This window comes from Devosia sp. (genome assembly GCF_965229025.1).
In the GTDB taxonomy this organism is placed as follows: domain Bacteria; phylum Pseudomonadota; class Alphaproteobacteria; order Rhizobiales; family Devosiaceae; genus Devosia_A.
In genome coordinates this window covers 81,482-94,631 of the sequence record NZ_OZ245853.1, presented here as the reverse complement: position 1 = coordinate 94,631, position 13,150 = coordinate 81,482, and the positions used below count along the sequence as shown (strand labels likewise).

The following is a 13,150-nucleotide window of genomic DNA, read 5'->3' as shown; positions in this document are numbered from 1 at the left end:
CACCTTGACATCATGGTAAGGTCAAGGCGCAAAGATAGATAGGGTAGTCCCATGCAGATCGGCGATGCATCCCGTGCCACTGGCGTCTCCGCCAAGATGATCCGTCACTACGAGTCGATCGGGCTGATCCCCGCTGCCGACCGGCGTGACAGCAATTATCGCGACTATGGCCATCACGATATCCACCGGCTCGGCTTCATCCGCCGCGCCCGCGACCTCGGCTTTTCGATCGACGAGATCCGCGACCTGCTGCGCCTCTGGGGTGACAGCCACCGTGAGAGCGCCGAGGTCAAGGCTTTGGCCAACCGGCACATCAGCGACCTCGACCGCAAGATCGCGCTCCTCGGCGAAATGCGCTCGACCCTCGCCACCCTCGCCGACGCCTGCGACGGCGACCACCGCCCCGATTGCCCGATCATCGAAGGGCTGGCAGGAGAGCACGCCCATCACGCCCACTGAGCTCATCTACCGTCTTGATCCCTGCCCCACGCCTGAGCAGTTCGCGCCCATGTGGCGCGCCGCCTGGGGCGCTGACTGGCAGGGCGACCTCGGCGCTATCCTCGCCCGCAGTCTCGTCCACGCTGGCGCCTTCGACGAAGACCGCCTGGTCGGCTACGTCAACGTCGCCTGGGACGGCGGCCAGCACGCCTTCCTTCTGGACACCAGCGTCCACCCCGACTTCCAGCGCAAGGGCGTCGCCACAGCGCTCGTACGGTTGGTCACCGATGCCGCCCGTACCCGCGGCGCCACCTGGCTCCACGTCGACTACGAGCGGCATCTCGATGGCTTCTACAAATCCTGCGGCTTCCGCCCCACCGCCGCCGGCCTGATCAACCTCACACGCTGAGGCACAAATACTTGATATCGAGATAGTCCTCGATCCCGTATTTCGATCCCTCGCGGCCATGCCCCGACTGCTTTACGCCACCAAACGGCGCCACTTCGGTCGAGATCAGCCCGGTATTGATCCCCACCATCCCGTAATCCAGCGCCTCGGCAACCTTGAACACCCGGCTCAAATCCTTGGCATAGAAATACGACGCGAGCCCGAACTCCGTGGCATTGGCGAGCGCAATCACCTCATCCACCGTCTCGAACTTGAACAGTGGTGCCACCGGCCCGAACGTCTCCTCCCGTGCCAGCACCATGTCCGCCGTCGCATCAGCGATCACCGTCGGCTCAAAGAACAGCCCCTCCTGCGCGTGCCCCCCCGTCAGCACCCGCCCGCCCTTGCCGAGCGCATCGGCTAGGTGCCGCTCCACCTTCGCCACCGCCTTGGTGTCGATCAGTGGCCCCGTCGTCACCCCCGCCGCGAACCCGTCGCCGACCTTCAGCTTTTTCACCGCCGCCACCAGCTTTTCGGCGAACGCCTCATACACCCCGGCCTGCACATAGAGCCGGTTGGCGCAGACGCAGGTCTGCCCATTATTGCGGTACTTCGAGATCATCGCGCCCTCGACCGCGACATCGAGGTCTGCGTCGTCAAAGACGATGAACGGCGCATTTCCGCCCAGCTCGAGGCTCAGCCGCTTGATCTGGTCAGCACCCTGCCGCATCAAAATCCGGCCGACCTCGGTGGAGCCGGTAAAGCTCAGCTTTTTCACCACCGGATTGCCGGTGAACTCCTTGCCGAGGTCTGCCGCCTGCGTCGATGGCAAGAGGTTGAAGAGCCCCGCCGGCAACCCTGCCCGCTCCGCCAGCACCGCAATCGCAATCGCCGAAAGCGGCGTCTCGGCCGCCGGCTTGCTCACCACCGCACAACCCGCTGCCAGCGCCGGCGCCAACTTCCGCGCCAGCATGGCGTTGGGGAAATTCCACGGCGTGATCGTCGCCACTACGCCCACCGGCTGCTTGATCACGATGATCCGCTTGTCCTGCTGGTGGCCGGGGATCGTGTCGCCATAGACGCGCTTGGCTTCCTCGCCGAACCACTCGACATAAGACGCGCCATAGAGCACCTCGCCCTTCGCCTCTCCCACCGGCTTGCCCTGCTCTGCCGTCATGATGATCGCGAGGTCATCGGCATTGGCAATCATCAGGTCCGCAAACTTGCGCAGCACCGCTGCGCGCGCCTTGCCCGTCTGCTTCTCCCAGTCGCCCTGCGCAATATCCGCCGCCGCAATCGCCGCCTTGGCTTCCACCACGCCGCAATCGGGCAGCACCGCCAGCACGGCGCCCGTCGAGGGGTTGGTCACCTCAAAGCTCTTGCCGTCCGAAGCCGCTTCCAGCCACCTCCCACCCACAAATGCCGCCGCCTTCAGCAGTAACTTGTCCTTGAGGCGCGCAATCAGTGTGTCGGAAATCGGCATGGCAAAGCTCCTTGGCTGGTGCCTTCCTGCTCCGACCAAATGCGGAAGGCAAGTGCCTTGCCCTGCAGCAGAACTTGCGATTGGATAATCACCAACATTGGCGCGCAAAGTCGCCGCGGGGGGAGCACATGGCTGGTATCTACGAGCATCACGAAAAGGAATTTGGCCACCTCATCCAGGGGAGTGCCAAGCTCGAGACCCTCTATTCCGATTGCCGCTGGGCCGAAGGCCCGGTCTGGTTCGGCGATGCCAACCATCTGGTCTGGTCCGATATCCCCAACAACCGCCTCCTGCGCTGGACCCCCGACGGCGGCGCCTCGGTCTTCCGCCACAACTCGAACTACATCAACGGCAACACCCGCGACCGCGAAGGCCGCCTCGTCTCCTGCTCGCATGGCGGCCGCAACGTCGTGCGCACCGAACTCGACGGCACCATCACCGTCCTCGCCGACAGCTACCGCGGCAAGAAACTCAACGCCCCCAACGATCTCGTCGTCAAATCCGACGGCACCATCTGGTTCACCGACCCCGGCTACGGCATCCTCTCCGACTATGAAGGCTACAAGGGCGAATTCGAGCAGGACGGCTGCTACGTCTTCTGCATCGATCCCAAGACCGGCGAACTCAAAGTCGTCGTCGACGACTTCATCCGCCCCAACGGCATCGCCTTTTCACCCGACGAAAAGCTGCTCTATGTCGCCGATAGCGCCTATAGCCACGGCGCCGACCTGCCCCGACACATCCGCGTCTTCGACGTGAATGCCGACAACACCGTCAGCAACGGAAGGGTGTTCTGCACCACCGATGTCGGCCTGCCCGACGGCTTCCGCCTCGACGACCGCGGCAACCTCTGGACCTCCGCCGGTGACGGCGTCCATTGCTTCAACCCGGCCGGCGTCCTCCTCGGCAAACTCCTCACCCCCGACGGCGTCGCCAATGTCGAATTCGGCGGCCCCCGCCGCAACCGCCTCTTCATCTGCTCAACCCAGAGTCTGCACAGCATTTACCTGGCGGTGAACGGCGCCCGGCGGCCCTAGCGGAAGGGTCCGATACTATTATATAGTATCTATCGATATCGCGAGGTCCGCATGGCCAAGGCAACTTCAATCATCCTGGGCGACGAGTTGTCCCAATTCGTCGACCATCAGGTCAGCAAGGGGCGCTACGGCTCGAGCAGTGAGGTCGTCCGCGCCGGACTGCGGATGCTCGAGGAGCACGAGGCGAGGCTCGAGGCCCTCCGGCAGGCTCTCATTGCCGGCGAGCAGAGCGGCACGCCGAAAACTTTCGACTTCGACGCCTTCATCGCCCGCAAGAAAGCCTCATGAGTGGCTACCGGCTCAGCCCAGCGGCCGAGTCGGACCTCTCCGGCATCTGGGACTACACGGCGCAGCAGTGGGATGTGGCGCAGGCCGAGCGCTATATTCTAGCTATCCGGGATCGCCTCGACGGCCTCGCTTCCGGCCGCATCCCCGCGAGAGACGCAGGTGAAATACGGAGGGGCTACCTCAAATGCGCTGCGGGCTCCCACATGCTCTACTTCACGCGCGAACCCGACGGGACGCTGCACGTGATCCGCATTCTTCACCAAGCCATGGACGTCCAAGGCCCGTTCGAAGACCACCCGTGATGACTGTAAGTGGCCCCTAGGCCCGACGCCTCGGCCTCAACCTGACGACGCTGGCCCCCAGTCGCTGGCGCACTTCGCTCCGCTCCGGCACACCGCTGGAGCGGAAGCCATCGGCGAACCAGTCGTCTTCCGCAAAGATGATGGTGTTCGACCGCGCGTCATAGCGGATCGCCAGCCCCTGCCCGGTGGTGGAACGCGCCGCAACGATTGCGGACGCCTCAAGGCTGTAGTCGCGCATCTGGGCCATGTCGGCCTCCCGGTTGCGGCCGCGCCATTCCTGCAGCCGTAACCAAGCGTTAACCAAAACCATCGCGCTGGCATGACACTTGGCCCCCACAATTGTGACAGGCCAAGCCGCTGAAAATGAAACAGTTCTTATCGCCAACCGATTTCCCAGCCAGCCGGCTGCTGCGAATCGGTCCCGCTCACACCGTCGGCAACGAACTGAACCCTTCGGGCATCGGCCCCTCATAGGGCTCCGCCCGGACCTCGGAGACCGCCGCTGCCGGCGGTCCCGCGTTCAGTTCCATCAGCATATGCTGAACGTCATTCTCCGCCCCGGCGAACACCGCTTCCACGGTGCCGTCACGCCGGTTGCGCACCCAGCCATCGAGCTTCAGCACCCGCGCCGCGCTGGCAACGAAGGCGCGGAACCCCACGCCTTGCACCCGTCCCGTGACAACCACATGGACGGACCGTCGCATCAGAAGGTTGCGCCGATCTGCCAAGGTACAAACTCGTTGTCACCATAGCCGAGCAGTTCGGACTTGCTCTTTTCGCCCGACGCCACCGCAAGGATCTTGTCGAAAATCTCCTGCCCCTTGGCCTCGAGCGAGCCGCCCTCCACCACTTCGCCGCCGTTGATGTCCATGTCGTCGAGCATCTTGTGATAGATGTCCGAATTGGTCGCGATCTTGATCGACGGCGTCGGCTTGCAGCCATAGGCCGAGCCGCGTCCGGTGGTGAAACACAGGATATTGGCACCGCCCGCCACCTGCCCCGTCGCCGATACCGGATCGTAGCCGGGCGTGTCCATGAACACGAACCCCTTCTCGGTCACCGGATCGGCATAATGGTACACCGCGTTGAGCGGCGTCGTGCCGCCCTTCGCCGCCGCACCGAGCGACTTTTCGAGAATCGTCGTCAGCCCGCCCAGCTTGTTGCCCGGCGACGGATTGTTGTTCATTTCCATGTTGTTGCGCGCCGCATAGTCTTCCCACCAGTGGATGATATCCACCAGCTTCTGGCCGACTTCCGGGTTCTTGGCGCGGCGGGTCAGCAAGTGCTCCGCCCCGTAGATTTCCGGCGTTTCCGAAAGGATCGCTGTGCCACCATGGCGCACGAGGATATCCGCCGCAACGCCCAGCGCCGGGTTGGCCGTAATGCCCGAATAGCCATCCGACCCGCCACACTGCAGCGCCAGCATCAGTTCCGACGCCGGCACCGTCTCGCGCTTGGCGCGGTTGACGATCGGCAGCATCGCCTTCACCGCCTCGACGCCCGCCGCCACGGTCTTTTTAGTCCCGCCCACTTCCTGGATCGTCATGGTGCGGAAGGTCTCGTTCTCGGTCACCCCATAGGCTTCCTTGAGCCGCGGGATCTGGAACCCCTCGCAGCCGAGCCCCACCATGATCACTCCACCCATGTTCGGGTTGGTCGCATAGCCCCAGGTGGTCTTCTTCAGCGTGTCGAAGATCACGCCACGATAGTCGATGACGCAACCGTTCGCCTGCTTCAGCGCCACGATACCATCGATGTTGGGATAGTCGGCGAGAATGCCCGACCGCTCGATTTCGGTGGCGATGAACCCCGCCACCGTCGTCGAACAGTTCACCGAGGTCAGAATGCCGATATAATTGCGCGTCCCCACCGTGCCATTGGCGCGGCGGAACCCCTGGAACGTCGCGCGCTGTGCCTCGGCCACGAACTCCACCGGCACCACGCCCTCGCTGAACGCGTAGTCACGCTCGAAAGCGCCATGCTGCTCGCCGATCGAACAATTGTGCTCATGCACCCAGTCGCCGGGCGCAATGCCTTCCTTGGCAAACCCGATGATCTGGCCAAACTTGATGATCGCTTCCCCGGCCGTCACCGCCCGCACCGTGAACTTGTGCCCCTTGGGCACCCGGCGGATGGTGGTCACACCCTGTGGCGTTTGTGTCCCCACATCGAGATTGCTGAGTGCTACGGCGACATTATCGGCGGCATTCAGCAACAGGGTACGGGCGGCGGGGCGGGACATCACGTCGGACATTTGAGCTCTTGATCCTTTGCAAGCGAGGCAGGCGAGGGTTGAAAAACCTGAGCGTTCACGGCGGTTCCGCTTGCAGACCGCTCCCCTCGCGGCCACAACCGGGTGAGGTTGAAAAGCTCAGGCACTCCAACTAACATGTTAGCATGACAATAGAAGCTAGTCCCTACCATTTTCTGGCGGCCCCGGCCACCCCGACGCGCGGCAATGTGACGGTTTTTGTCACCGATGCCCTGCGTCAGGCCATCGTCACGCTGGATCTGAAGCCCGGCGAAGTCATCGACAAGGGCGCCATCTGCGACCGACTCGGCGTCTCCCGCTTCCCGGTCTCAGAAGCCTTGGCGCGCCTCCAGGCCGAGGGACTGGTCGATATCCTGCCCCAGCGCGGCTCCACCGTCTCGCTGGTCCGCATTGCCGACGTGCTCGAATATATGCTGATCCGCAAGGCGCTGGAAGCCGAGGCTGTGCGCGTCGTGACCGGCAACCACAGTCCCGATCTGATCGAAACGCTGGAGCGCAACATGAGCTACCAGCGCGCCGCCGTAGAGATCGACGACCGGTCCGGCTTTCACGAGCGCGATCTCGAATTCCACGACATCATCTTCGGCGACATGCGCTTTACCAAGGTCAAAGGCGTCATCGAAAACACCCGTGCCAATCTCGATCGCGCCCGGCGGCTGATCCTCACGCCCCGCCGGCTAGAAGTCACCAGCGCCGAACACCGTGCCATCCTCGATGGCATCACCACCGGCGATGCCTCACGCGCCGCCGCCGCCATGCGCGCTCACATCGACTCGGTGATGACCGAACTCATCGCCTTCGCATCCGAACACGCCGAGCTGTTTGCCGATGGCGAACTGCTGCGCAACGATCCCGACTACACCAGCTTTCCCTTCGGGTGAGCCGAGTGGTCATGACATCCCTCGCACGGCTGCTCCTCGCGTCGATGCTGTTTGGCGCGACATTTAGCGCGGTACCGGTCGCCATCGCCCAGTGTCCCGAGCGGCCCGCCTGCCAGGGCTGCGGCTGCAAGGGCGGCCCCGGCTACCGGGCCCCCGATGGCAAGTGTGTCGGCTTCAAGACCCTCACCCGCACCTGCGGTGATCCGCCGACCACCCACTGCACCTTCGAAAATGCGCCGGGCAGCGGCCTCAACCACGATTGTGCCCTCGGCCTCGATAACAACACCAACACCACACTCAAGGGAGAACACTGATGCTCAAGGGAATTCCGCCAATCCTCGGCCCCGACCTGCTGCATATCCTGCGCGCCATGGGCCATGGCGACGAGATCGTCATCGTCGATGCCAACTACCCGGCCGATAGCGCTGGCCCCGAGCTGGTGCGCCTCGACGGGCTCACCGCCACCGATGTCCTCGATGCCATCCTCACCCTTATGCCCCTCGATACCTATGTCGACGAACAGGCGATCGGCATGGAAGTCGTCGGCGATCCCAAAAAGCGCGAGGCGACGCACAAGGATTTCGACAAGATCATCAAGAAGCACGAGCCTGGTATGAAGCTCACCCTGCTTGAGCGTCACGCCTTCTACGACCGCGTCCACGGCGCCTACGCAATCGTCCAGACTGGCGAACGCCGGCTTTATGGCAACGTATTGCTCAAGAAAGGCATCATCCGTCCGGAATAATCATGGAAAAACGCGCCGAACCCGCCTTCCTGCCGTTCCGCGAGGTCGCCGTCATCGGCAGCTTCCGGAGCGGCGAAGGCCCTGTCGCGACCGACATCAGCGGCATTGCCAGCGCGGCTGTGCTCAGCCGTCGGCGCCGCAAATGCCTCATCATCGATAACGAAGGCCTGTTTGCCCAGTTCGCCCAGTTCGATCTCGACGCCTTGACGCTCAAGGCGGGCGAGGCGGTTCCGCTGCTTCCCGAAAACCGGCAGTCCATCAAGGCCGTCGGCCAGGCGCCAGACCACGGCGATCCCGGCCCTGACCGCTACATTCTCGACGGCGAGGGCGCCGCCTGGCTTGCCCCGCACTATTATGTCACCGGGTCGCACAGCATCCACGACTGGGAACCACCGGAGGGCGGCAAGCGCGCCGACTATCGCCGCTCGGCCTTCCTCGTCGCGCGCGTCGGCCGCAACGGCCAGCGTCCGCAACTGAGCTATCGGCTCAGCGAGGTCTTGCGGTCGCGAAAGGCCTTAGCGCCCTACTTCCTGAAGTCGCCCGATAAACAGCAAGGCATCAATATCGAGGCCATCGCCGCCGGCCGCCGGCGCCTGTTCTTCGGCTTCCGCTCGCCGGTCAAGGACGGCAAGGCGCTGATCCTCAGCGTCCGGGCCGCCGCCTTGTTCACCTCCGGCGCCGATCTCGCCGCCAAAATCATCCGCGTCCCGCTCGGCAACAATGTCGGCATCCGCGATCTGACCATCCTGCCCGATGGGCGCTTCTTGATCCTTGCCGGTCCTAGGCCCGATGGCGGCGAGGGCTTCACCCTGCAACTGTTCGACCGCCGCCTCGACAAGGTGCATCGCCTTGGGCCGCTTGCCCCAAACGGCGCCAGCAAGCCCGAGGCCATGTTGCTGGCCTCACACCGGCCCGGCCCCGAAGGCACCGTCGCCGAAGTGCTGGTGCTGAGCGATGGTCCGGCCAACGGCAGCCCGCGGCTCTACACGGTGACGCTCCCCGACTGACCGCTCCGAACGGATTCGACCATTGTTGGCCTCGACTTTGCCCGCGTTGAGCGGCTATGCCTGCCCGCAACGATTGAGGAGACCCCCATGAAGCTTCTGCGTGTCGGCGCCAAGGGCGCTGAAAAGCCCGCCATCCTGCATACCGATGGCACCTATCGCGACCTCTCGTCGGTCGTTCCCGATATCGCGGGCGCTGCCATTACGCCCGAGGGGATCGCCAAGATCCGCGCCGCCGATCCGGCAAAGCTCCCCGTGCTCGACAAGTCGCAGCGCATCGGCCCCTGCGTCGGCAGTGTCGGCAAGTTCATCTGCGTCGGCCTCAACTATGCCGATCACGCCGCCGAAACCAATTCGCCCATCCCGGCCGAGCCGATCCTGTTCATGAAGGCCACCAGCGCCATCATCGGGCCGTTCGATGACGTCATCCTGCCCAAGAATACGCTGAAGCCCGACTGGGAAGTCGAACTCGGCATCATCATCGGCAAGGAAGCCCGCTACGTTGACGAGGCCAATGCCCTCGACCACGTCGCCGGCTATTGCGTCGTCAACGACCTCTCCGAGCGCCATTTCCAGACCGAGCGCGGCGGCCAGTGGACCAAGGGCAAGTCGGCCGACACCTTCGGCCCCATCGGCCCTTGGCTCGTCACCGCCGACGAAGTTGCGGACCCGCAGAACCTCGGCATGTGGCTCGACGTCGATGGCCACCGCTACCAGAACGGCTCGACCAAGACGATGATCTTCGGCGTGCGCCATCTCGTGCACTACATTTCCCAGTTCATGAGTCTCCAGCCCGGCGACGTCATCTCCACCGGCACCCCGCCCGGCGTCGGCATGGGCCAGAAGCCCAACCCGATCTGGCTCAAGCCCAACCAGGTCATGAAACTCGGCATCGACGGCCTCGGCGAACAGCAGCAGCGCACCAAGGCTTACTCGGCCTGATCACGGGCCGAAGAGCACAAACGCCCTCTTCCTTCCCCCCTTGAGGGGGAAGGTGGCGCGAAGCGCCGGATGAGGGGTCCCGCATCGCGTTTGCGATGCGCGATCCGAGCCCCGCGAGGATCGGCTCCACCGCGCCCTTACGGCCGCCGCGCCACGAGGTCGATCTCGACCAGCGCCCCCACGGCCAGCGCCGTCACCCCCACCGTCGTCCGCGCCGGCAGCTTCCCCGCCTCGAAAAAGCTCGGCCACAACGCATTAAGCGCCGCATAGTCGCGCTCGAACCGCGTCAGGTAGATACGCGCCATGGTGACGTGCTCAAGCCCCAGCCCAACCCCCGCCAGCACCACCTTGAGGTTCTCCACCACCCGCTTTGTCTGCGCCACCACGCCCTCGGGCAATGGCGCATCCGGCGCATCCGGGTCAGTCGGCATCTGCCCGGTGATGAACACCCAACCATCGGCCTCCACCGCGTGACTGAACGGCGCTACTGGACGCGGGCCCGAGGCGATCATGTGGTGGATGGGCAGGCTCATCGGCGGTACTCCTTGGTGACAAGCGAATTGCGCGATGCCGCCCGCCAATGTCAACGCCGCTCCCCCTGTGCATTCACGCAGAGTTCATCTGTCGGCGGCGAAATTGGCTGTCATGATCTTGACCTGTCGCCACTGGCGGCAAGCCAACGAACATGACACCTTGGCACCGCGAAGCTGCGGCTTCGTCCAGACACCAGAGGATGCCTGACCGAAATGCTGCAGTTTCTCCACGATATATCGGCCTGGCTGGAAATGATCCTCCAGGGCATTTCGAGCAATTTCTGGCTCTCGATGCTGTTCATCTTCCTCGTCTGCGTGGGTGAAGCCGTTTTTATCGTCGGCTTGCTGGTGCCCTCGCTGCCGATTCTGCTGCTGACCGGTGGCCTCATCGCCCAGGGCAGCCTGCCGTTCTGGCCGATCTATTTCGCCGCCGTCGTCGGCGCCATCGTTGGCGACGCCATTTCCTACACCGTCGGCTTCGCTTTGAAGGACCGCATCCGCACCGTCTGGCCCTTCCGCGACCACCTTCCGCTCATCACCAAGGGCGAAGAATTCTTCGCCCGCCACGGTGGCAAAGCCATCTTCATCGGCCGCTTCATCACCGGCGTAAAAGCCGTTATCCCCGGCATCGCCGGCATGATGGGCATGTCCTACCGGCACTTTTCGGTGATCAATGTCATCTCCGCCTTCGTCTGGGCCGCCGTGCACATCCTCCCCGGCATGCTGCTCACCGGTTGGCTCAAGTCGATCGGGCTCAGCCTCGAACTGGTCATCATCTTCGGCGCCATCATCCTCACGGTGCTCTTCCTCATCGTCCACTTCTGGAAGCGTATCCTCTTGGCCCTCGCGCCTTTCCTCGGCAGCTTTGGTCGCTCCATCCAAGCTCGCTGGCAGAAGCCTGAAGCAGGGCACTAGGAGTAGGCCTCTTCCGGCGTCATATGAGTCTCACCGTCGCCTGCTAGCCTCAGGCGATGCTCGATCTCTTCCAATCGCTCAGCCACGCGCTCGAACAGTTCCTCTCCGCCATCTCGGCCAATTTCTGGCTGAGCTTCTGGTTCATCTTCGCCATCGCAGCGGGCGAAGCGGTGTTCATCCTCGGCCTCTTCGTCCCATCTACCCCAGTTCTGCTGCTCGCCGGCGGCCTGATCGCGGCGGGCAAGCTGCCGTTCTGGAGCATCTACCTTGCCGCTGTGCTCGGCGCCGTCGTCGGCGATGCCATCTCCTACAGCGTCGGCTACGCCCTCAAGGACCGGATCAAGGCCATCTGGCCCTTCCGCAACTACCGCGATGAGATCGCGCGCGGCGAGGCCTTCTTTGCCCGCCATGGCGGCAAGTCCGTCTTCATCGGCCGCTTCATCCCCGCCGTTAAAGCCGTGGTCCCCGGCATTGCCGGCATGTTCGGCATGGACTACCGCAAGTTTTCGCTGATCAACATCACCTCCGCCTTCGCCTGGGCCGCCGCCCACATCCTCCCCGGCATGCTGCTCTCAGCCTGGCTCGAATCCGTCGGCCTCGACTTCGAAGCCGTGATCCTCGTCGCCATGCTCGTCGTGATCGCCCTGTTCCTCCTCATCCACTTCCACCGCCCCATCCTCCTCTTTGTCGCCCCCGCCCTCGGCCCCTTCGGCCGCACCCTCCAGACCCGCTGGCGCGGCGACCAAACACCAGCCTCGAGGCCTCCCTCCCCTTGACGGGAGGGCCGGGGTGGGGTGCGCGAAGCTAGAGGCCCTTCCGGGGACGACGACTGCGTCCCTCACGAAAAGCTCACTTGCGCCCAACCCGCCGGCGCGTGACACTTCCCTCCATGCGTATCTCCGGCCGATCGCTGCTCCTCGCTGCGCGCCTCCTTCTGGCGCCACTTGTCCTGACGCTTGCGTCCGCCCCTGTGATCGCCGCCGACGCGCTCAAGGCCACGACACCCGACCAGACCGCCCTCGACCAGCTCTTCGCTCAATTGCGCACCGCCCAGAACGAAGAGACCGCCCGCCGTATCGACCAGCAGATCTGGACGCTCTGGACCACCCCCTCCGACCCGGTGCTCGCCGCCCGCATGCGCGACGTCATGAGCGCCCGCAGCATGGGTGACCCGGTCGGTGCCATCCACCTGCTCGACCAGTTGATCGCCGATTACCCCACCTATGCCGAGGCCTGGAACCAGCGCGCCACGCTCTACTACGCGATCGGCGATTTCTTCCACTCCATCGCCGATTGCGGCGTGGTGCTGAAGCTCGAGCCCCGCCATTTCGGCGCCCTGTCCGGCCGCTCCCTGATGTACCTCGCGCAAGGCAAGCGCGCCCTCGCCCTCAAGGACATGGCCGCCGCTCTCGCCATCCACCCGTTCCTTCAAGAGCGGCGCCTCTTCCCCGAGCTCGAGCGCAACATCACGCGCATCTGACGCCGCGACGCTCTTCCGCTTCTGCCCGAAATCACCATATTGGGCTGACCGCAGCGCCCACCGGAAAGGCCCCGCATGACCGACGAGTTTCCCATCGAGCGCGAAACAGCCAATGGCCGCGGCCGCTATGTCATCCACCTGCCCGATGGTTCAGAAGCCGAGCTCACCTATGGCTGGCAGGATGCCAGGACCCTGATCGCCGATCACACCGGCGTACCGCCCGCCTATCGCAGCGCCGGCCTCGCCCTCAAGCTGGTCGAATCCCTCATCGCCGATGCCCGGCGCGAAAACCACAAGATCGTCCCCGCCTGCTCCTACGTCGCCGCCCAATTCCGCCGCCACCCCGACTGGCAAGACCTCCTCGCCTAAGCCCGTCCTTCTTCCACCCTCCCCCTTGTGGGGAGGGTAGCGCAGCTAGGGCCCTCGGGCCCTTAGCGAAGCT

19 protein-coding genes are annotated in these 13,150 nt (G+C 64.3%); 14 read left to right on the top strand and 5 right to left on the bottom strand.

Annotated elements, in window-relative coordinates:
• Positions 1–51: 51 nt before the first annotated feature.
• A complete protein-coding gene (gene cueR, locus ACO06J_RS00490; protein ID WP_421758741.1) occupies positions 52–459 on the top strand; it encodes a Cu(I)-responsive transcriptional regulator in 408 nt (135 codons plus the stop codon).
• Positions 460–508: 49 nt separating this feature from the next.
• Complete coding sequence (locus ACO06J_RS00485) at positions 509–847, top strand: GNAT family N-acetyltransferase (RefSeq protein ID WP_421758740.1); 339 nt, start codon at positions 509–511, stop codon at positions 845–847.
• Here the strand turns inward: ACO06J_RS00485 and ACO06J_RS00480 are convergent.
• On the bottom strand, positions 837–2,309 hold the full coding sequence (locus ACO06J_RS00480; protein ID WP_421758739.1) for an NAD-dependent succinate-semialdehyde dehydrogenase: 1,473 nt from the start codon (positions 2,307–2,309) through the stop codon (positions 837–839). The two genes, ACO06J_RS00485 and ACO06J_RS00480, sit on opposite strands and share 11 nt — an antisense overlap.
• Before the next feature lie 128 nt (positions 2,310–2,437).
• On the opposite strand from ACO06J_RS00480, the gene ACO06J_RS00475 reads away from it, so the two are divergent.
• The 3 genes from ACO06J_RS00475 to ACO06J_RS00465 are packed head-to-tail and all read left to right on the top strand — an operon-like array spanning position 2,438 to position 3,936.
• The gene (locus tag ACO06J_RS00475; RefSeq protein ID WP_421758738.1) at positions 2,438–3,346 is read left to right on the top strand and encodes an SMP-30/gluconolactonase/LRE family protein; all 909 of its coding nucleotides are present in this window, start codon (positions 2,438–2,440) and stop codon (positions 3,344–3,346) included.
• Between the two features lie 51 nt (positions 3,347–3,397).
• Positions 3,398–3,634 (top strand): type II toxin-antitoxin system ParD family antitoxin, encoded by a 237-nt coding sequence (locus tag ACO06J_RS00470; RefSeq protein WP_421758737.1) that lies wholly within the window; start codon positions 3,398–3,400, stop codon positions 3,632–3,634.
• Positions 3,631–3,936 carry a type II toxin-antitoxin system RelE/ParE family toxin gene (locus ACO06J_RS00465; RefSeq protein ID WP_421758736.1) on the top strand — a complete coding sequence of 102 codons (306 nt, stop codon included), beginning with the start codon at positions 3,631–3,633 and terminating at the stop codon, positions 3,934–3,936. Before ACO06J_RS00470 ends, ACO06J_RS00465 begins: the two co-directional genes overlap by 4 nt.
• 16 nt (positions 3,937–3,952) lie before the next feature.
• Here ACO06J_RS00465 and ACO06J_RS00460 read toward each other — a convergent pair whose 3' ends face one another.
• The 3 genes from ACO06J_RS00460 to ACO06J_RS00450 all read right to left on the bottom strand — a co-directional run bounded on the left by ACO06J_RS00460 (position 3,953) and on the right by ACO06J_RS00450 (position 6,190).
• Positions 3,953–4,183 (bottom strand): hypothetical protein, encoded by a 231-nt coding sequence (locus tag ACO06J_RS00460; protein WP_421758735.1) that lies wholly within the window; start codon positions 4,181–4,183, stop codon positions 3,953–3,955.
• A gap of 178 nt (positions 4,184–4,361) precedes the next feature.
• Positions 4,362–4,640: an acylphosphatase gene (locus ACO06J_RS00455; RefSeq protein ID WP_421758734.1), complete on the bottom strand. Its 279-nt coding sequence runs from the start codon at positions 4,638–4,640 to the stop codon at positions 4,362–4,364.
• Positions 4,640–6,190, bottom strand: coding sequence for a UxaA family hydrolase (locus ACO06J_RS00450; protein ID WP_421758733.1), 1,551 nt, complete (start codon positions 6,188–6,190; stop codon positions 4,640–4,642). The genes ACO06J_RS00455 and ACO06J_RS00450 overlap by 1 nt, the downstream gene beginning before the upstream one ends.
• 143 nt (positions 6,191–6,333) lie before the next feature.
• Between ACO06J_RS00450 and ACO06J_RS00445 the strand changes: the two genes are divergently transcribed.
• The 5 genes from ACO06J_RS00445 (at position 6,334) to ACO06J_RS00425 (ending at position 9,780) form a co-directional block, all read left to right on the top strand.
• Positions 6,334–7,089, top strand: coding sequence for a GntR family transcriptional regulator (locus ACO06J_RS00445; protein WP_421758732.1), 756 nt, complete (start codon positions 6,334–6,336; stop codon positions 7,087–7,089).
• An 11-nt stretch (positions 7,090–7,100) separates the two neighbouring features.
• On the top strand, positions 7,101–7,403 hold the full coding sequence (locus ACO06J_RS00440) for a hypothetical protein (protein WP_421758731.1): 303 nt from the start codon (positions 7,101–7,103) through the stop codon (positions 7,401–7,403).
• Positions 7,403–7,834, top strand: a complete 432-nt coding sequence (locus ACO06J_RS00435; RefSeq protein WP_421758730.1) for an RbsD/FucU family protein — start codon at positions 7,403–7,405, stop codon at positions 7,832–7,834. The genes ACO06J_RS00440 and ACO06J_RS00435 overlap by 1 nt, the downstream gene beginning before the upstream one ends.
• Before the next feature lie 2 nt (positions 7,835–7,836).
• Positions 7,837–8,841, top strand: a complete 1,005-nt coding sequence (locus tag ACO06J_RS00430) for a DUF3616 domain-containing protein (RefSeq protein ID WP_421758729.1) — start codon at positions 7,837–7,839, stop codon at positions 8,839–8,841.
• An 87-nt stretch (positions 8,842–8,928) separates the two neighbouring features.
• A complete protein-coding gene (locus ACO06J_RS00425; protein WP_421758728.1) occupies positions 8,929–9,780 on the top strand; it encodes a fumarylacetoacetate hydrolase family protein in 852 nt (283 codons plus the stop codon).
• A gap of 137 nt (positions 9,781–9,917) precedes the next feature.
• On the opposite strand, the gene ACO06J_RS00420 is transcribed toward ACO06J_RS00425, so the two are convergent.
• Positions 9,918–10,292 carry a RidA family protein gene (locus ACO06J_RS00420; RefSeq protein WP_421762415.1) on the bottom strand — a complete coding sequence of 125 codons (375 nt, stop codon included), beginning with the start codon at positions 10,290–10,292 and terminating at the stop codon, positions 9,918–9,920.
• Positions 10,293–10,526: 234 nt separating this feature from the next.
• On the opposite strand from ACO06J_RS00420, the gene ACO06J_RS00415 reads away from it, so the two are divergent.
• From ACO06J_RS00415 to ACO06J_RS00400, 4 genes are all read left to right on the top strand, one after another.
• The gene (locus ACO06J_RS00415) at positions 10,527–11,228 is read left to right on the top strand and encodes a DedA family protein (protein ID WP_421758727.1); all 702 of its coding nucleotides are present in this window, start codon (positions 10,527–10,529) and stop codon (positions 11,226–11,228) included.
• A 56-nt stretch (positions 11,229–11,284) separates the two neighbouring features.
• On the top strand, positions 11,285–12,004 hold the full coding sequence (locus ACO06J_RS00410) for a DedA family protein (protein WP_421758726.1): 720 nt from the start codon (positions 11,285–11,287) through the stop codon (positions 12,002–12,004).
• 113 nt (positions 12,005–12,117) lie between these two features.
• Positions 12,118–12,708 (top strand): tetratricopeptide repeat protein, encoded by a 591-nt coding sequence (locus ACO06J_RS00405; RefSeq protein WP_421758725.1) that lies wholly within the window; start codon positions 12,118–12,120, stop codon positions 12,706–12,708.
• 75 nt (positions 12,709–12,783) lie between these two features.
• Complete coding sequence (locus ACO06J_RS00400; protein WP_421758724.1) at positions 12,784–13,077, top strand: GNAT family N-acetyltransferase; 294 nt, start codon at positions 12,784–12,786, stop codon at positions 13,075–13,077.
• The last annotated feature ends 73 nt before the right edge of the window (positions 13,078–13,150 follow it).